The sequence below is a fragment of the Vibrio sp. MOR3 genome (genome assembly GCF_001557775.1).
Taxonomy (GTDB): domain Bacteria; phylum Pseudomonadota; class Gammaproteobacteria; order Enterobacterales; family Vibrionaceae; genus Vibrio; species Vibrio jasicida.
Window position 1 is genome coordinate 1 of sequence record NZ_LNRD01000019.1, and the last position, 16818, is coordinate 16818.

Here is a 16818-nt window from a genome sequence, read left to right on the forward strand (position 1 = left end):
TTAGCGTCTGAGTGTGTCATCTTAGTGTTTCAGTAAGGATTACTAAGTGATCAGATCACACACACTTGAAAGAGTTCAAAAAAAATCCCCAAGCTACAAGCTTGGGGATTTGTGTATAAGAGACAGCCTCGCCGGAGGCTTTTTTATTGCTTCCATAACCCCATAAACCCAATCACAAACTATCTCGTTATTTGTTCTCTTACTCATTGGAATATTTGAATAAACTCGCAGATCATTTTCACGTTAGTTTTCTATGCAACTAAGCACACCTATTCTGAGTGTAGAATTTTTCATGTAGGAACACGAAAATGAAAGCACTATCATGCGGTTTGCTTGCCTTATCTTCTCTAGCTCTGCTTGGATGTGGTGAGGACGATAACCAAGAACAAATCCACATAACATCTCACATAAAAAGCTTGGAGTTTAACCACACGGATAACTCCGACTTGGAGGCCGTAAAACAAGCTGTCGCTGGAAAATCATTCATTGGTTTAGGAGAAGCAACGCATGGTGGTGCACAAGGCTTTAAAGCCAAGTCGCGAATAACCAAATACCTGCATCAAGAAGGTGAAATAGATGTACTCGCCATGGAAAGTGGACTGTATGACGGCCTTCGCCTTTGGCAGAGATTAATGGATGGAGAAGTGACCGATGTTCGAGATGCCATGCTGTACTCCTTCATGTTCTTGTACGCTGAAACCCCTGAGATTTACCCACTCTATGAATACGTAGAACAGCAAGCGTTTACCGACACACCACTGTATTTGGTTGCTTTTGATGGTAGACACAGTAGCGATCCAGCTTGTAGCCTCATGCTGCCGGAGATGCAAACCTTCGTCGAAAAATATCAACTCATCAACCTTGATTGGCAAAGTTTTATCGCCAATGGCGAAGCCATGATGTGCCCTTGGTATTTCGATAAGCCAGATAACAGCGCACAACAAGCCTTTATCAACCAACTGGCTTCACTCAACTCCGTAATGTCTCAAATGAAAGCCGAACAACACCTTCCTCCACTCACAGAGCGCCAAGATTTTCGTGAGTATGCGACTTTTTGGTTACAGATAGTCAAAAGCATGCAAGCCCACGTTCAAAGCCGTTGGTTTGACACCTACAATCCAGATGAGATCATGCAAGCGGACAACTTGCGCTGGTTACAAAAAGAATGGTTACCACAAAAAAGTATTTTGGCGTGGGGACATAACGTCCACATCAGCAGTTATGTTGGTGCTTGGCCAGACAGCACAGGGGCATTTTGGCACTTAAAACAGCAAGTAAACCCTAATGAGGTATATAGCTTAATCCATGCTTTTGAAGACGGTTACATTACACCAATGGAATCAGACCCTGAGTTACGTGCTATCCCTCATTTCGCAACAAATGAGCTGGGAAGTGTCGAGAAACTCTTAGCAAAAAATGGCGTCGAGAATGCGTTCATAAAAATGGAAGATATCGCAAACTTAACGTACCCAAATAGCATCATTAAGCAGCCAATCAACTACGCTACAGAACTGGCCGACGGCATCATCTACACCAGAACAGAAACACCAAGCTCTATTGACTCTCCAAGATAGCGCCTTAAAACAAAAAACCTCCCATTTGGGAGGTTTTTCAGCTGTCCATAAGCGTTACTTAGCTGCTTTTGCTTGCTCTGCACGTTTACGGCGAATTTCCTTTGGATCGGCCAATAACGGTCGGTATATCTCGATACGATCTTTATCACGGATAGTTGCATCTAAACGAACATTTCGACTGTATACGCCGACTTTATTCTTTTTCAAATCAACTTCAGGGTACAGTTCCAGAACACCAGATTGACGAATGATCTCTTCAACTGTCGCTTGTTTGTTCACAACTAGATTAAACACACGTTGTTCTTGAGGAAGCGCATACACCACCTCAACGTGAATCATGTCCGACTCAATACTCATAACACTCGTACACCTGTTTCGCACGTTTAGTAAAAGCGTTCACCATATTACTGGTTAGCTCATTAAATATTTTGCCGAAAGCCATTTCGATCATTTTGCTCGAAAACTCAAACTCAAGTTTTAGTTCTACTTTACACGCTTGCTCATCCAAAGCAGTGAAGATCCAACCACCACGCAGCGTCTTAAAGGGACCATCCACCAAGTTCATCATAATCGCCTGACCTGGGATGAGTTCATTTGAAGTTGTGAACGTTTTGCTGATACCCGCTTTCGCAACATCGACAGAAGCCACCATACCCTCGCCCGAAGACTCAATGATTCGTGAACCTGAACAACCAGGTAGAAACTCAGGATACTTCGAAACATCATTGACCAGATCGAACATCTGCTCTGCACTAAAAGACACCAAAGCAGAACGGCTGATTTGCTTCATACACACTCCTATCGATACGCGTACATGTTTTAAGGCTTGTGCCAATTTTACTTTTATTCCACGATAGCGCAAATAAAAGGATTTCCTAACGTATATCCAACCCGTATAATGAGCCCATTATGGTAAAGAAAAAATCAAAGCAAAAAGCGGGTAGCAACACTATCGCGCTGAATAAAAAAGCTCGCCACGAATACTTCATTGACGATGAAATTGAAGCCGGCTTGGAGCTACAAGGCTGGGAAGTGAAAGCCCTTCGCCAAGGAAAAGCTAATATCGCCGAAAGCTATGTTTTCATGCGTGACGGTGAGGCTTTTGTGAGCGGAATGACCATCACTCCTCTTAATCAAGCATCAACTCACGTTGTCGCAAACCCTACACGTGTGCGTAAGCTATTGATGAGTCGTCGTGAACTCGACAACCTTCTTGGTCGCATTAACCGTGAAGGTATGACGCTAGCAGCACTGTCACTGTACTGGTCTCGCTCTTGGGTGAAGATCAAAATCGGTGTTGCAAAAGGTAAAAAGCTTCACGACAAACGTACTGATATGAAAGAAAAAGATTGGGCTCGCGATAAAGCACGTATCATGAAGAGTAACTTGCGTTAATCTTGAGCACTTAAACGCACAGAGCTAGACAAGGAAAGCTTTTCTGGTACTATGCGGATAACACTTGGGGCTGATTTAGGATTCGACAGGAATTTTGAAGTCTGAGGTGCATGCCGTGGGGCGGTTGGCCACGTAAAAAGCCGCAAAAAAATAGTCGCAAACGACGAAAACTACGCACTAGCAGCTTAATAACCTGCTTAGAGCTCTCTTACCCTAGCTTCCGCTCGTAAGACGGGGACCAATAAGAGATCAAACCCAAACTAGCTAGCGTGGCTTCTCCCACCTGAGAGGAAAAGCGCGAATTATAATTCAGGTTAGCCTTTAACTAGCGTGTCGGTTCGCAGGTTGCTGGTGAAATTAAAGATCGACTAAGCATGTAGTACCAATGATGAATGATTTTTGGACGCGGGTTCAACTCCCGCCAGCTCCACCAAACGTTTGGAAAGGGCCAACTCGAAAGGGTTGGCCCTTTTTGTATCTGCAATTTGTATCTCCCCCTCAACTCATCGCTTTGATTCCTAGCCAAAATCTCTTAGTCTGTGGTTAAGCATTCATCAATGGACATGAGATCATGCTAAAAGGCAGTAAATACCCTTCTATTCGTGCACTTCGAACCTTTGTTGCGGTTGCTAACCATCTGAGTTTTTCTAAAGCGGCAGAGAGTTTGTGCGTAACTCAAGGTGCAGTGAGCAAACAGATTGCGACGTTAGAGCAACTGGTTGGGCTGCCTTTAATTCAACGTGGTATCAACGGTATTGAGCTCACCGAAGAAGGAAAACGTTACTTACCCAAGGTAACTGAAGCGTTGGAGATCATCCAACATGCGACGGCAAGCTTGATCCAAACGGACACAGAGCAAGAATTATTGGTAGTCGATGTTACGCCTTCTTTCGCCAGTTTGTGGTTGGTGCCAAACATTGATGCATTCCATCAAATCCATCCTAATATCCGCGTTAAAGTTCGCACCAGTGATGGTCCAGTAAATCAGCTAGACGTAGACAGCGACATCACCATCCGTTGCCTTCCTCTTTCTAGTCACTACGAACATGGTCGATTGTTGCGTCAAGAAACGCTGCTGCTAACGGGCTCATCAAGTTCTTCAACATGTAACGACAAACAGTCCATTGCGGATTTCGCATTTATTCCTCAAACGACACGCCCGCAGTTGTGGGAGCAGTTCAAACTAGAACAATGTCTGCAAAGCGCGATTCATTATCACCCCGTCGGTCATGAGCATTTCTATCTTTCTTATGAAGCGGTCAAGCTTGGCAAAGGGCTTGCTCTTCTGCCTGATTTTATGGTGCAACAGGCGATGTCGAGAGATGAGGTCTACCACATCCAACAACTGAGTATGCTTAGCCATTATGGCTATTACGTATTTGTGCCGAACTACCGTCTCGCAGCGCGAAAAGTATCGCTGTTCAATGATTGGCTATTTACTCAGCTTGGAGATGCGTCGATTAAGTAACGACTCCGCTTCAATTTTTCAATCTGTGGTTGAAGCCAGCACATCTAAAGATATTCGCGTTACACTGAAGGGGTTGCCAACTGTAATGAGGGTTTATGACGTTATCTCCTGCCTTTCTGCGTAAAATCTGGTACTCCCCTTCTGTCAACCTTGGTCTGCGTGCCACCAGCGCGATTGTTCTGTTCATGGGTTTGGGTGTGCTATTCAACCAAATCAATCTCGCTATGACGGCTTTAATGACCATGCCCGCAGCCTTGATCAGCGGTTTAGACACTGCCGGTCCTAGACGCTGGACACGCTTTGCGATTACCGCTTTTACGTGGAGCATTACGCTCGTCATCAGTTATGCTCTGCTGAATATGGGCTTACCACTGTGGCTGACTTACGGCGCGATGGGAGCAGTATTGGCCAGTACAGCAGTGAATGGTCCGTTTTGGGGACGTCTTGGCATGTCGAGCTTACTGATCGCGGTCGTGAGCTTGTCGCTGCATAATTCCAGTGCGGTAGTGGGCCTCTATCCTATGTTGGTGTTGGGGCCACTCACTTTTGCGCTGTTCAGTTGGCTTTGGTTTGCCTTATGGAAGCATTACGCACTGCGCGTTTGTCTTTCTGCGATTTACGAGACACTAGCGGACTATATTCAATATCGCCAAGCTTTCTTGCTTGGAAGCGAAAACGATGCTCCGAAACGACGCATCAAATATCAGTTGATTGAACTATTCCAACAAGCGCTGCAATCGGAATCTTTTCGCTCGAAACATGAAGACGCCAACTCATTACGTCAGGCTTTGTTTTTGGCGCTCGATACATTTGAAGTCATCTTGAGCAGCCATACCAGCAACCCTGATCTGCTCAAGCAATTTCAATCCAGTAAACCGAAACGAGATCTGCTCTTGGTTTGGAGCCAACACTGTCAGCAAAGATTAAGGCACAAAGCCAAGCAGCTTTTGCATAACACGCATGAAGAGATGGAGCACTTGAGCTCACTAGAGCAGGAAGCTCATGACTTGATTGAGGCGGTGAAGCTAGAAGACCAACCTCGCTTTCGCTACTGGGCATACGCGGTCAAGCATATTTCTCGTCGTATTGAGCTCAATGAACCCGCTTATGAACGTTCCTTTGATGTGCAACCATTCGAACTGTCTTTCCGTTTACCAAGTCAAGGCAACCCGATTTGGCGCCACGTGACTCGCGTTGGTTTGATGTTTGCGCTTGGCGCTGGGATTGCTGAATACTTTGAATTGATTCGCCCGGATTGGGTGTTGATTTCCATGTTAATGGTGATCCAGCCAAGTTTCTTGGCAACCCGAAGTAAAACTTGGCAACGCTGTTTAGGTACAGCGCTTGGGGTATTGTTCGCCACCTCATTGATTCACCTTGGTGTTCCGACGACCATTCTGCTTGCATTGATCGCAGTTCTATTACCTGTCGCAATGCTCAATATTATGCGTCATTACTCGCTGGCGATTGGCTGTATTACCGCACTGTTAATTTTGGTTTATCAGACCATGGCACACCAAGGGCTCGACTTTGCCGCACCACGCCTGATCGACAATGTCGTCGGAGGCGCAATTGTCTTGCTCGGTTATGGCTTATTGTGGCCGCAGTGGCGAGGTAAGGAGATTCATACCCAAGCATTAAAAGCACTAGATAGTTCAAAAAGCTTATTTGTGTATTGCTATGAGCAGTTACAAGTCGACACAGAGCAACGTGATCATATGGCGCTCACTAAGCAACGTGCCGCTATGCTCACTGCTGAAAGCGACCTTGAACTGATTTACAATGAGATGCAGCAAGAGCCAAGGCACACTCGCGCTGATCCGCATTATTACGAAGATATGTTGAGCCATTATCGCTTGTTGAGTCACTACCTCTGCTTGCTTATCCCTCTAGTGAGAACGGGCACCCACTACCAAGGCTCACTCCAAGTCGAACGTCTGATTCATGATGCGATGGATGCGTTGATCGGTACGATTCGTGACAATCGCGTGCATGAGCTGCCAGTGCTGAGCAATAAAACCGATGCCGATCACCCCTCCTCAACAGCTGGTCAACGGTCTGTCGAAGAGATCATCTGGTTAGCATTGATGACCATTAAGCAAATGCACGACTTAGTAAGGCGTAACCTAAAAGACTAAATACGCAGCACTATTATCAACGGCGTGTCAGATTTTACTGACTGAGAACAACGTCGATTGACCAAGCTAACTAACAGGAGTATCACTCCAGCTTCGTTCCACTTTTGTTAGAGGAAAGCGTTTGGAACACATAAATGAACTATTGATGGCGATGAAGCCTCTGCTTGAGCAATATGGCTATCTCGCCCTTATCGTCAGCATCTTTCTTGAAGGCATTGGTATTCCGATGCCGGGGCAATCGCTGATGATTGCGGCGTCTATCATTTCATCTGAGCATGTCATGAACCTTAGCCTAGTGATGATAGTCTCTTGGTTGAGTTGCTTTTTTGGCAACACGTGCGGCTACCTGATTGGCTATTACTTTGAAGGTTGGTTAGACAAGAAAGGCTATATTTCTGGTCCCAAAATGCAGAAGCTACAAAGTACAATTCAGAAGTATGGTCCTGCTTGTTTGGTTGTTAGCCGATTCGTGGAAGGGATGAAGCAGTTCATGCCGCTTGCTTGCGGTATTGCTAAAATGCCGCGCAAAGAGTTCTTATTAGGTAACGCGCTTGCAACCACCATTTGGGTTGCCGTGTTCAGTTTGCTCACCAACTTCGCGTTTGAGCATTTGAGCGTCCTTAGCCAGTTCTATACCGATCATCGCTACGTGGTTTGGTCTAGCGCAGCACTGCTGTTCTCACTGATGATCTTCGCGCTTCTCAAACGAAAAAAAGCGTAAATGCTCTAAACCAATATAATTCCACAAAGGCTCACGGTATCAATAAGATATGTTATGTGAGCCTTTTTTATTGGTCTTTTCGATTAAAAATAACCAGCCATTTAGACGTCTAGACGTTGACAAGTCTTTGGTGTCAGATTAGTCTGCTCGCCTTATTTATTGATTATGTTGTCGTTCACATGTCTGGTTCTCAAAATTCTAATAAAGCAATCGCACCATCAGCGGTCGCACTTTTACCTTTAGTGCTATTCCTTGCGCTGTTTATTGGCGTGGGCACTTACTTATCTTTGCAAGGCGTTGATTTCGCGTTCTACCAATTGCCAGCGCCTATCGCGGTATTGCCTGCGGTGATCCTTGCGCTCATCTTAAGCAAAGACAAACTCAATCGTTCTATCGAACACTTTATGCGTGGCGTTGGTCATCAAGACATCATCGCGATGTGTATGATCTACCTGCTTGCTGGTGCCTTTGCTGCGGTAGCAAAAGCGTCTGGCGGCGTAGATGCGACCGTTAACCTTGGTCTATCTGCGATTCCAACTAGCATGATCTTGCCGGGTATCTTCCTGATTTCTGCGTTTATCGCGACGGCAATGGGCACCTCAATGGGCACCATCGCTGCAGTTGCGCCTGTTGCTCTTGGCATTGCTCAATCAGCGGGTATGAGCCTTCCATTGACTGCTGGTGTAGTACTTAGCGGCGCAATGTTTGGTGATAACCTTTCGATCATCTCAGACACCACCATTGCGGCAACACGCTCTCAAGGCTGTGAGATGAAGGACAAGTTCAAAGAGAACATCCGTATCGCACTGCCTGCAGCACTGGTGGCGCTTGTGATCTTTGCCTTCAACAGCACAGCAACTCAAGTACCAGAAACGGGCCCTATTGAATGGCTGAAAGTGCTGCCATATGTGACGATTCTTATCCTTGCTGTATCAGGCATGAATGTGTTTGTCGTGCTTACTATTGGTATCGTTTTAGCGGGTGGCGTGAGCTTGTCTTCTATCGATGATTACGGTCTAACCAACTTCGCACAAGACATCTACTCAGGCTTTGGCAACATGCAAGAGATCTTCTTGCTATCTATGCTGATTGGTGGCTTGAGTGAGCTTATGCGTCGCCAAGGTGGCCTCGCGTTCCTAACTAACCTAGTGAGCGGCATCATCCGTACGTTTGGTTCTAGCCACTCGAAAGAAGCAAATGGCCGTGCAAGCGAACTAGGTATTGCCGGTCTGGTTTCGATGGTGAATACCTGTACCGCTAACAACACCGTTGCCATCATCGTATCAGGTAGCGTGGCTCGCCAACTGGCAGAAGAGAACAACGTTTCACCGCGTCGCTCTGCAAGTTTGTTGGATATCTTCTCGTGTGTTATCCAAGGTGTATTGCCATACGGTGCACAGGTTCTGCTATTGGGCTCGGTATTTAACCTTTCTCCACTAGAAGTTGTTGCGAACTCTTACTACTGTTTTGCTCTGGCAATTGCCGCTGTCGTAGCGGTGTTTATCAAACACCCAGCGCGCCAAACAGTGACTCAGGCTGAAAACTAAAATACATTTGAAGAAGGCTCCGATTGGAGCCTTTTTTGTACCTGTTGCTAAATGGATTCTCGAAAACTCTCCGCATCATGCAGTGGCACATCGAGCAATTCACAGATCTCTTTTAATCGTTGAACTTGCTCCGCATTGCTGTTCGCGGGCTGACCATCAGCACTCAAATGGTTGTTCTCAAAGCCTACCCGAATATCCAATCCCAATAACAATGCATGGGTTAAACAGTCTTGCTCTCTCGCGCCAAACGCGCACACGGCACACCTAACCTTCTCTTCGATAAATCGCTCTAAATGCAGTGCCCGTAAATCCCATGGCGAAGATTGTTGAGCCTCATGATATCGACCAAGTACCACTAACGCGTGTTTATTTTGCTTTGGTAAAACGCCTCGCTCTCTTAGGGATAAATAGCGCTCAATGTCTGCCTGATCATACAAAATGATTTGGTTGAGAATGCCCTGTTCAGCGACCCAGTCAAAAAAGACAAAACCTTGCTCTTCACTCTGCTCATCAGGAATCAGTTCACGCAAAGCAAAAGAAGCGGCTTCTGGTTTTACCGCTTTAACCAGCGCCATTTGCTGTTGTGGCGAATACGTCCCAACAGCCTCAGTCGTGAGCTGAACAATCATCGAATCACCAACCGCAGCTTTCACCGCGTGGTAGATTTCTAAGTTGTCATCAACCTCTAGAGAATGCCTGCCTTGCGCATCTCTCGCGTGCAAATGGATCATGGCAGCCCCTGCCGTTTGACATGCTTTCGCCTCGACAACCATTTCTTCAATAGTCATCGGCAATTGAGCATGGGCTTGCTTGGTTTTTCTCGCTCCATTGGGCGCAACAATAATCGCGATTCGAGCTCTTTCAGTTGGGGAACTTATTGCCATGTTTGCGACACCTCTTTGAGTGTACGAGAGAGCTTTTCCACCAGCTCGTCAATGTGGTTTCGTTCGATGATAAAAGGTGGGGCAAGAAGGATATGATGTCCGCTTACACCATCAATCGTTCCGCCCATTGGGTAACACATCAACCCATTTGCCATCGCTTGTTGCTTGATCTTTTTGTCTGCCAAAGTTGAATTAGGCAGCGGTGTTTTACTTACTTTGTCTGCGACAAGCTCAATGCCAAGAAACAGCCCTTTACCACGAATATCTCCAAAATACGGGAAGTCTGAAAGCGCCGATTCGAGTTCTCTTTTTAACATTGCTCCTTGTTGGTTGACGGCTTGCAGGAGCTTTTGGTCACCGATGGTCTGAATGGTTGCAACGGCGGCTGCGCATGCGACGGGATGCGCCATAAAAGTATGCCCATGTTGAAAGAAGCCACTACCAGACGCGATTGCTTGATAGACTCTGTCATTGGCAACAACGGCTCCGATAGGTTGATAACCCGCACCTAATCCTTTCGCCATGCAGACTAAATCTGGGACGGCTTGCTCTTGTTCAAAAGCAAAAAAGCTACCGCTACGTCCAACGCCACACATCACTTCATCCATGATCAGCAACACATCATAGCGATCGCAAATCTCTCGTATTCGTTTGAAGTAACCTTGAGTGGCAGGTACTGCGCCAGCTGTTGCGCCAACAATCGGCTCTGCAACAAATGCCATGACGTTATCCGAGCCCAGTTCTAAAATTTTAGCTTCAAGTTCATTGGCTGCTCTCAGTGAGTAATCGAGCTCTGATTCACCTTCTCTTTGATGACGATAGGCATAGCACGGCGCAATGTGATGGCTTGGGTGCAAAATGGGTTTAAAAGGCTCACGCCGCCATTCGTTACCACCAACAGCCAACGCACCAAGCGTATTACCGTGATAACTTTGCTGGCGAGCAATAAACTGCTTTTTCTCTGGCTTACCACATTCCACAAAGTATTGTCTTGCCATCTTTAGTGCAGATTCAACCGCTTCAGAGCCCCCACTGACTAAGTAGACGTGATTGAATTGCGATGGCATTTGCTGGCAAATCAACTCAGCCAACTGCTCACTTACTTCACTAGTAAAAAAGCCAGTATGAGCAAAAGGTACTTTTTCGATTTGGTCGAGCATGGCTTGTTTAACAGCTTGGTGGCTGTGCCCAAGGTTTGATACAGCAGCACCGCCGCAAGCATCGAGATATTGGTTGCCTTGATTATCGAACAGGTAAACCCCTTCCCCTCTGGCGATAGTGGGCAATTTGGCGTGGCAATGACGGTGAAACACGTAAGACATGAGCGTCCCTTCCTAGTGACTATTTTCTAAGCATAGTCAGTAAGACGGGACTTATACGCAAGGTAAGAAAAGTACACCATCATGAGCATTTGGAATAACACTAAAGAGTAACGATAAAAACGTGTAAGAAGTCTTGATTTATAAACGATAATAATTATCATTAAGATTAAGTAACAAATGGAAGGTGTTTTATGTATTGCGTGATGACATGGCTAACTGCAGAGATTGACGACTATAAGGATAGATTACAAACGACCACTTCAGAGTTCTTTCTTGCAGAGATGAATCTTAATCGTCATGGTCCTTCTGAAAAACGGTTATCAGAGTATTATCATGCGAGTCTCGACGTCGCCCTGACTGCTCGTGATAGTGGTGATGATATGAGTTATCTACTTTGCCTAAAAAAGCTCTACACAAGAATGATGGCTGAATTGAATGACGCCAATAACGAGCTTTGCTGCCGCTCCCAATGTAAAGCCTACGCGCTTAATTCACTCAATCTCACCTGTCAACTCTACAAAGGCTATGACGTGATGGACAAAGCCAAGATCCTTCGCACTGACTTTGCCAAACGCTCGTCCATTACCTAACACAGAAGCTCTGCGGGAATTACGCCATTTCTAGCGCTTGTACTTGCTTAAAAATACTCTTAACCATGGCTTCAATGCCTTGGTTTCTGGCTGGGGTTAGTTGTTGCTGTAAGCCTAACTCAGAAAAAATACCTTTAATATCAGTCTCCAACAACTGCTTCGGTGTTTTATCTTGCAATAACAAGCACACCACAGCGACAAGCCCTTTCACTAAAGCCGCGTCGCTGCTACCCAACAATTGCACTTTTCCTTGTTCCACTTGTACCTGAATCCATACTTGGCTTTGACAGCCGTAGATCGCCGTCTGTTTGGTCTGTAGCGCTTCCGGTAAACGAGCAAACTTCTCGCCAAGCGAAATGATGTATAAGTACTTATCTTCCCAATCAATACATCGATTGAAGTTTTTAATTAATTGTTTTTGGTCCACTGCTTTCCCTTTCCTATCCGACTAACAAGGTATGGATACGTTTTAGACTAGAAACCAAAACATCAATATCTTGTTGATTATTATATAAAGCAACCGATGCACGACACATCGCAGGTACTTGGTAGTATTTCATCAGAGGTTGAGCGCAATGATGCCCCGTTCGAATCGCAACACCGTACTTATCTAAAAAGCTACCCACATCAAAGGCATGCACTTGTGCAAGGTTGAATGACACTACGCCGCAGCGCTCTTGAGGACCATAAATGACAATATCTGGCACCGTCTTTAATTGATCGTAGAGGTAGTCAACCAATGCTTGTTCATAGCGACCAATCGCTTCAAACCCAAGATCGAGCACATAATCAATCGCACACCCTAAACCGATAATGCCAGCAACATTAGGAGTGCCAGCTTCAAAACGCCATGGCGCGTCGTTATAAGTGGTTCCTTGGTAAAGATCGACCTCTTTTATCATCGCACCACCACCTTCCCACGGAGGCATAATATCAAGCAGCTCTTTCTTCGCGTATAACACCCCAACACCTGTCGGACCATAGAGTTTATGCCCTGAAAATACATAGAAGTCGCAGTCAATTTCTTGTACATCGACCGCTTGGTGCATCACTGCTTGTGCCCCATCTACTAGCACTCGGGTGCCATTCTGATGAGCCAACTCGATGATATTTTTGACCTGATTAATGGTACCAAGCACATTAGAGACGTGGGTGACCGCCAATAAGCGAGTACGACCAGTCATCAGTGTTTTCAGCGTATCCAAACTCAAGCTTCCATCAAACTCTAGCGGCCACACCACTACTTTAATCCCGATGTCTTGTTCTAGCATTTGCCAAGGCACGATATTGGCGTGATGCTCCATTTCAGACACGATGATCTCATCGCCTTTAGTCAACTGCGCTTTCGCATAAGCATTCGCAACAAGGTTAATGCCATGCGTGGTTCCATGAACAAAAACCACCTCTTCACGCTGCTTGGCATTAAGGAAGTGCTGAACCTTATCACGCGCTTGTTCCATCAAGTCTGTCGCATGAGCACTCAAATGATGAATTCCACGATGAACCGCTGCGTTTTCATGTCGATAAAAGGTGTCGACTCGTTCAATCACGACCGATGGTTTATGTGCACTTGCTGCGCTGTCTAAGTAAACCAAAGACTTGTTGTTCACTTCCTGATGTAAGGTTGGAAAATGTGCTCGTTGCGCTGTTATGGAAGAACTCATGCATTTACCTCTGCTAGTTTTGACTCTATATGCTGTAAAACCAGCGCACGAATAACGTCAATATTAATCGCCTCTGCGACTTCCGCGGCAAAGGCAAGGGTGATCAATTGTTCAGCTTGGTGCTTTGGCAATCCGCGAGCCTGCAAATAAAACACCTGCTCTTTGCTCAATGCTCCTGTGGTAGTACCGTGACTGCACTTCACATCGTCCGCATAGATCTCCAGTTGAGGCTTACTGTTGACCTCACACACTTTACTTAGCAGCAAGTTGTGATTGTCCATTTGTCCGTCAGTTTTGAGCGCATTTGGGGCGACTTTGATCATGCCGTTAAATACCGCTTTGCCTTGCTGACTGGCAATAATTTTGTGCAGTTGCTGACTCGTGCAATGCCCTTTGTTGTGTTCAAGGTAAGTACGCGTGTCGTACGTTTGCTGATGGCTAGGTAGCGCTAGACTGTTGATTTCAATCTCTGTATTTTCGCCATTTAACTGGCAGCTGGTGTGGTGGCGTGTCAATTGACCAGAGAGCAAAAAAGTCTGGCTTGATACATTTGCATCTCGTCCAACGAAAAGATCATTGTGAGCAAAATGGTAATGTTCCGCAGAACCCAAGCAGAGCTTGTAATGGGTAAGTTCAGCGTTGTCCGAAACCTCCATCGTAAGCCGCGAACCGGAATAACTTGCTGCCACACGATTGCCATGACAAGCAGAAAGAAGGTGCTCAACAATGTTAACTTCGCTACTTTGTCCGACTTTTAGGTGTACACGATGATGTGCCATACCACCTTGAGGTCGAGACTCAATTTGCATCAAGTAAATAGGCTTGGCTACGGTATGTTTGGCATCCACCTCAATCAACAAAGTCGTATCGGAAAACGCTTCCGTGAGATGCAAAAAGATTTCTGGTGCAATCGCGGCAGGCAACGCTTGTTTTGCATCACCATTAAGTAAAGAAAGTCGAAATGCCTCGCTATCAATATCACTCAAATTAGGTTGGAACTGACCGTTCACAAATACTAACCTTTCTGCGTCCATATCGAGCTTGTGAGCCTGAACGAAAGCCATCGATACATCAGTCTCACGCTGGATGGAAAAATCAATGGCATCGAAGCCTTCAAGCGAGGTGTATTTCCAATCTTCATGCTGACGAGTCGGTAATCCTTGTGCTAATGCGGCTTGCCAATGGTATTCGGCAACCTCATCTAACGCAGTCAGACGAGACTTTAAATAGTCACTGAATGGCAATAGACTGTTACTCCTCTCCGGTGAGCCAACCATAGCCCTTCTCCTCTAACTCAGCCACCATAGAGAAATCACCCGATTTGATGATTTTTCCTTGATACAGCACGTGCACAAAGTCAGGTTTGATGTAATCAAGAATGCGTTGGTAATGGGTCACAATGATGAAAGAACGCTTGCCGTCTTTTAGGCTATTTACACCATTAGCGACTTCTTTAAGCGCATCAATATCTAATCCAGAATCGGTCTCGTCCAAAATACAAAGTTGTGGGTCAAGTACCGCCATTTGTAATATGTCATTACGCTTCTTTTCTCCGCCAGAAAAGCCGACGTTTACCGAACGAGAAAGCAAGTCTTTCGGCATGTTGAGAAGCTCAATTTTCTCCTCAATTAAATCCGCAAGTTCAAAGCGTTCCAATTCAGGAAGTTCACGGTATTTTCGCACCGCATTCACTGATGCTTGTAAGAAGAGATGGTTACTTACTCCTGGAATTTCGACAGGGTATTGGAATGCCAAGAACACGCCTTCGCCTGCACGTTCATCAGGATCTAATTCCAATAAATCCTTGCCGTTGAAATCGACGGTTCCATCGGTAATTTCGTAGTCTTCACGTCCCGCTAGCGTACTTGCCAGCGTGCTTTTACCGGAGCCGTTAGGCCCCATAATCGCGTGAATTTCTCCAGGATTAATCTGAAGATTGACTCCTTTTAGAATTTCTTGTTCTTCAATTTGGGCTTTTAAGTTGTTAATTGTTAACATTTTTCATTATCCAACGCTGTGTTCTAAGCTGATTGCCAATAATTTTTGTGCTTCTACGGCAAACTCCAGCGGTAATTCGGAAAACACATCCTTACAAAAACCGTTCACAATCATTGAGATCGCATCCTCTTCTGCGATGCCTCGTTGTGAACAGTAAAACAGTTGGTCTTCACCAATTTTGGTTGTCGTTGCTTCATGCTCGACCTGAGCGGAGTTGTTTTTTACTTCAACGTAAGGGAAGGTATGCGCCCCACAATCCGGACCGATGAGCATCGAGTCGCATTGTGTGAAATTTCGCGCATTTTCAGCGCTCGGTAAGATCTTCACTAATCCGCGGTAGCTGTTTTCACTGTGCCCAGCGGAGACGCCTTTTGAGATGATGGTGGACTTGGTATTTTTACCGATATGGATCATCTTAGTACCAGTATCAGCCAACTGTTTACCCGACGTTAACGCGATAGAATAAAACTCACCGATCGAGTTATCTCCTTGGAGAATGACGCTTGGGTACTTCCATGTAATGGCAGAGCCAGTTTCGGATTGAGTCCAAGACATCTTTGAACCATTGCCTTTGCACAACGCTCGCTTGGTCACAAAATTGAGGATGCCACCGTTGGTGTCTTTGCCTGAGAACCAGTTTTGTACGGTCGAATACTTCACGTAAGCATCTTTGAGGACAATGACCTCCACAACTGCGGCATGCAACTGATAGTTATCATGCGAGGGTGCTGAACAACCTTCGATATAGCTGACGTAACTGCCCTCGTCGGCAATCAAAATCGTGCGCTCAAACTGCCCTGTTTTTTCCGAGTTGATTCGGAAGTAGGTCGAGAGTTCCATTGGACACTCAACACCTTTAGGGATGTAAACGAAGGTGCCATCCGATGCTACTGCAGCATTTAGCGCCGCAAAGAAGTTGTCTTCGGGCGGGACGACCGTCCCTAGGTACTCTTGCACTAAATCAGGGTACTTATGAATCGCTTCGCTGAATGAGCAAAAAATAATGCCTTTCTCTGCCAATTTTTCGCTGTACGTGGTTTTGACCGATACGGAGTCAAAGATCGCATCAACCGCTACTTCACTTCCCTCACGAACTGGCACACCAAGCAAATCAAAAGCTTGTTCTACTTCTTTGGTCAAAAACTCCGGATCTTGTGATGCATCATCGCCAGCACAAGTATCATCACACTGGCCACAAGATGGCGCGGAATAATAGCTATAGTCTTGATAGTTGAGCGGCTTGTAGTGTGCTTTTAACCAATGCGGTTCCTCCATGGTTTGCCAAATTCGAAACGCCCGAAGTCGGAACTCCAGCATCCATTCAGGTTCGTTTCTTTTGGCAGAGATCGCTCGTACAACATCTTCATTGATGCCTTTCTCTAACTGGTCTGTCGCAATATTGCTGTAGAAACCTTGTTTGTAACTATCATCATCAACCCAAGCTTGAACGTCTTCTTGGATCTCCATACCACTTTGTGTCATTGTCGGTACCATTTCAAACCAGCCACTACCTAAGG

16 protein-coding genes and 1 other RNA gene are annotated in these 16818 nt (G+C 45.8%); 8 read left to right on the forward strand and 9 right to left on the reverse strand.

Features of this window, described 5'->3' with window-relative positions:
* The first annotated feature begins 308 nt into the window (after positions 1-308).
* A complete protein-coding gene (locus tag ATB76_RS23760; protein WP_038868777.1) occupies positions 309-1574 on the forward strand; it encodes an erythromycin esterase family protein in 1266 nt (421 codons plus the stop codon).
* Between the two features lie 54 nt (positions 1575-1628).
* On the opposite strand, the gene ATB76_RS23765 is transcribed toward ATB76_RS23760, so the two are convergent.
* Together ATB76_RS23765 and ATB76_RS23770 are read right to left on the reverse strand one after the other, a co-directional pair.
* On the reverse strand, positions 1629-1931 hold the full coding sequence (locus tag ATB76_RS23765) for an RnfH family protein (protein ID WP_038868778.1): 303 nt from the start codon (positions 1929-1931) through the stop codon (positions 1629-1631).
* Positions 1921-2364 carry an SRPBCC family protein gene (locus ATB76_RS23770; RefSeq protein WP_005424743.1) on the reverse strand — a complete coding sequence of 148 codons (444 nt, stop codon included), beginning with the start codon at positions 2362-2364 and terminating at the stop codon, positions 1921-1923. Before ATB76_RS23770 ends, ATB76_RS23765 begins: the two co-directional genes overlap by 11 nt.
* Positions 2365-2483: 119 nt before the next feature.
* Between ATB76_RS23770 and smpB the strand changes: the two genes are divergently transcribed.
* The 6 genes from smpB to ATB76_RS23800 all read left to right on the forward strand — a co-directional run bounded on the left by smpB (position 2484) and on the right by ATB76_RS23800 (position 8843).
* Positions 2484-2969, forward strand: a complete 486-nt coding sequence (gene smpB, locus ATB76_RS23775) for an SsrA-binding protein SmpB (protein WP_038868779.1) — start codon at positions 2484-2486, stop codon at positions 2967-2969.
* 66 nt (positions 2970-3035) lie between these two features.
* Positions 3036-3402, forward strand: a transfer-messenger RNA (tmRNA) gene (gene ssrA / locus ATB76_RS23780).
* Between the two features lie 138 nt (positions 3403-3540).
* Positions 3541-4437: a LysR family transcriptional regulator gene (locus tag ATB76_RS23785; protein ID WP_061036197.1), complete on the forward strand. Its 897-nt coding sequence runs from the start codon at positions 3541-3543 to the stop codon at positions 4435-4437.
* 95 nt (positions 4438-4532) lie between these two features.
* Complete coding sequence (locus ATB76_RS23790; protein ID WP_061036198.1) at positions 4533-6575, forward strand: FUSC family protein; 2043 nt, start codon at positions 4533-4535, stop codon at positions 6573-6575.
* A 145-nt stretch (positions 6576-6720) separates the two neighbouring features.
* Positions 6721-7296 (forward strand): DedA family protein, encoded by a 576-nt coding sequence (locus tag ATB76_RS23795; protein WP_005440257.1) that lies wholly within the window; start codon positions 6721-6723, stop codon positions 7294-7296.
* 179 nt (positions 7297-7475) lie between these two features.
* Positions 7476-8843, forward strand: a complete 1368-nt coding sequence (locus ATB76_RS23800; RefSeq protein ID WP_061036199.1) for a Na+/H+ antiporter NhaC family protein — start codon at positions 7476-7478, stop codon at positions 8841-8843.
* A 47-nt stretch (positions 8844-8890) separates the two neighbouring features.
* Here ATB76_RS23800 and ATB76_RS23805 read toward each other — a convergent pair whose 3' ends face one another.
* Together ATB76_RS23805 and ATB76_RS23810 are read right to left on the reverse strand one after the other, a co-directional pair.
* On the reverse strand, positions 8891-9727 hold the full coding sequence (locus tag ATB76_RS23805) for a 3-keto-5-aminohexanoate cleavage protein (RefSeq protein WP_061036200.1): 837 nt from the start codon (positions 9725-9727) through the stop codon (positions 8891-8893).
* Positions 9718-11049, reverse strand: coding sequence for an aspartate aminotransferase family protein (locus ATB76_RS23810; protein ID WP_061036201.1), 1332 nt, complete (start codon positions 11047-11049; stop codon positions 9718-9720). Before ATB76_RS23810 ends, ATB76_RS23805 begins: the two co-directional genes overlap by 10 nt.
* 191 nt (positions 11050-11240) lie before the next feature.
* Here ATB76_RS23810 and ATB76_RS23815 point away from each other — a divergent pair, with 191 nt between their 5' ends.
* Positions 11241-11639, forward strand: a complete 399-nt coding sequence (locus ATB76_RS23815) for a hypothetical protein (protein ID WP_061036202.1) — start codon at positions 11241-11243, stop codon at positions 11637-11639.
* 19 nt (positions 11640-11658) lie between these two features.
* Here ATB76_RS23815 and sufE read toward each other — a convergent pair whose 3' ends face one another.
* Genes sufE through sufB form a run of 5 tightly spaced genes read right to left on the reverse strand, consistent with a single transcriptional unit; the run spans position 11659 to position 16783 of the window.
* On the reverse strand, positions 11659-12066 hold the full coding sequence (gene sufE / locus ATB76_RS23820) for a cysteine desulfuration protein SufE (protein ID WP_045419329.1): 408 nt from the start codon (positions 12064-12066) through the stop codon (positions 11659-11661).
* 13 nt (positions 12067-12079) lie between these two features.
* Positions 12080-13303, reverse strand: a complete 1224-nt coding sequence (gene sufS / locus ATB76_RS23825; RefSeq protein WP_061036203.1) for a cysteine desulfurase SufS — start codon at positions 13301-13303, stop codon at positions 12080-12082.
* Positions 13300-14580 (reverse strand): Fe-S cluster assembly protein SufD, encoded by a 1281-nt coding sequence (gene sufD / locus ATB76_RS23830; protein WP_061036204.1) that lies wholly within the window; start codon positions 14578-14580, stop codon positions 13300-13302. Before sufD ends, sufS begins: the two co-directional genes overlap by 4 nt.
* Positions 14555-15301 carry a Fe-S cluster assembly ATPase SufC gene (gene sufC / locus ATB76_RS23835; RefSeq protein WP_009699790.1) on the reverse strand — a complete coding sequence of 249 codons (747 nt, stop codon included), beginning with the start codon at positions 15299-15301 and terminating at the stop codon, positions 14555-14557. The genes sufD and sufC overlap by 26 nt, the downstream gene beginning before the upstream one ends.
* Before the next feature lie 6 nt (positions 15302-15307).
* The gene (sufB, locus tag ATB76_RS23840) at positions 15308-16783 is read right to left on the reverse strand and encodes a Fe-S cluster assembly protein SufB (protein ID WP_061036205.1); all 1476 of its coding nucleotides are present in this window, start codon (positions 16781-16783) and stop codon (positions 15308-15310) included.
* Between the last annotated feature and the right edge of the window lie 35 nt (positions 16784-16818).

Excerpts from the sequence above, each read along its gene's own strand:
- sufB (WP_061036205.1), bottom strand. The coding sequence starts at position 16,783 with ATGACACAAAGTGGTATGGAGATCCAAGAAGACGTTCAAGCTTGGGTT.
- sufS (WP_061036203.1), bottom strand. The coding sequence starts at position 13,303 with ATGAGTTCTTCCATAACAGCGCAACGAGCACATTTTCCAACCTTACAT.
- ATB76_RS23800 (WP_061036199.1), top strand. The coding sequence starts at position 7,476 with ATGTCTGGTTCTCAAAATTCTAATAAAGCAATCGCACCATCAGCGGTC.
- ATB76_RS23770 (WP_005424743.1), bottom strand. The coding sequence starts at position 2,364 with ATGAAGCAAATCAGCCGTTCTGCTTTGGTGTCTTTTAGTGCAGAGCAG.
- sufC (WP_009699790.1), bottom strand. The coding sequence starts at position 15,301 with ATGTTAACAATTAACAACTTAAAAGCCCAAATTGAAGAACAAGAAATT.
- ATB76_RS23790 (WP_061036198.1), top strand. The coding sequence starts at position 4,533 with ATGACGTTATCTCCTGCCTTTCTGCGTAAAATCTGGTACTCCCCTTCT.
- ATB76_RS23795 (WP_005440257.1), top strand. The coding sequence starts at position 6,721 with ATGGCGATGAAGCCTCTGCTTGAGCAATATGGCTATCTCGCCCTTATC.
- ATB76_RS23785 (WP_061036197.1), top strand. The coding sequence starts at position 3,541 with ATGCTAAAAGGCAGTAAATACCCTTCTATTCGTGCACTTCGAACCTTT.
- sufD (WP_061036204.1), bottom strand. The coding sequence starts at position 14,580 with ATGGTTGGCTCACCGGAGAGGAGTAACAGTCTATTGCCATTCAGTGAC.
- ATB76_RS23765 (WP_038868778.1), bottom strand. The coding sequence starts at position 1,931 with ATGAGTATTGAGTCGGACATGATTCACGTTGAGGTGGTGTATGCGCTT.
- ATB76_RS23760 (WP_038868777.1), top strand. The coding sequence starts at position 309 with ATGAAAGCACTATCATGCGGTTTGCTTGCCTTATCTTCTCTAGCTCTG.
- smpB (WP_038868779.1), top strand. The coding sequence starts at position 2,484 with ATGGTAAAGAAAAAATCAAAGCAAAAAGCGGGTAGCAACACTATCGCG.
- ATB76_RS23810 (WP_061036201.1), bottom strand. The coding sequence starts at position 11,049 with ATGTCTTACGTGTTTCACCGTCATTGCCACGCCAAATTGCCCACTATC.
- ATB76_RS23805 (WP_061036200.1), bottom strand. The coding sequence starts at position 9,727 with ATGGCAATAAGTTCCCCAACTGAAAGAGCTCGAATCGCGATTATTGTT.
- ATB76_RS23815 (WP_061036202.1), top strand. The coding sequence starts at position 11,241 with ATGTATTGCGTGATGACATGGCTAACTGCAGAGATTGACGACTATAAG.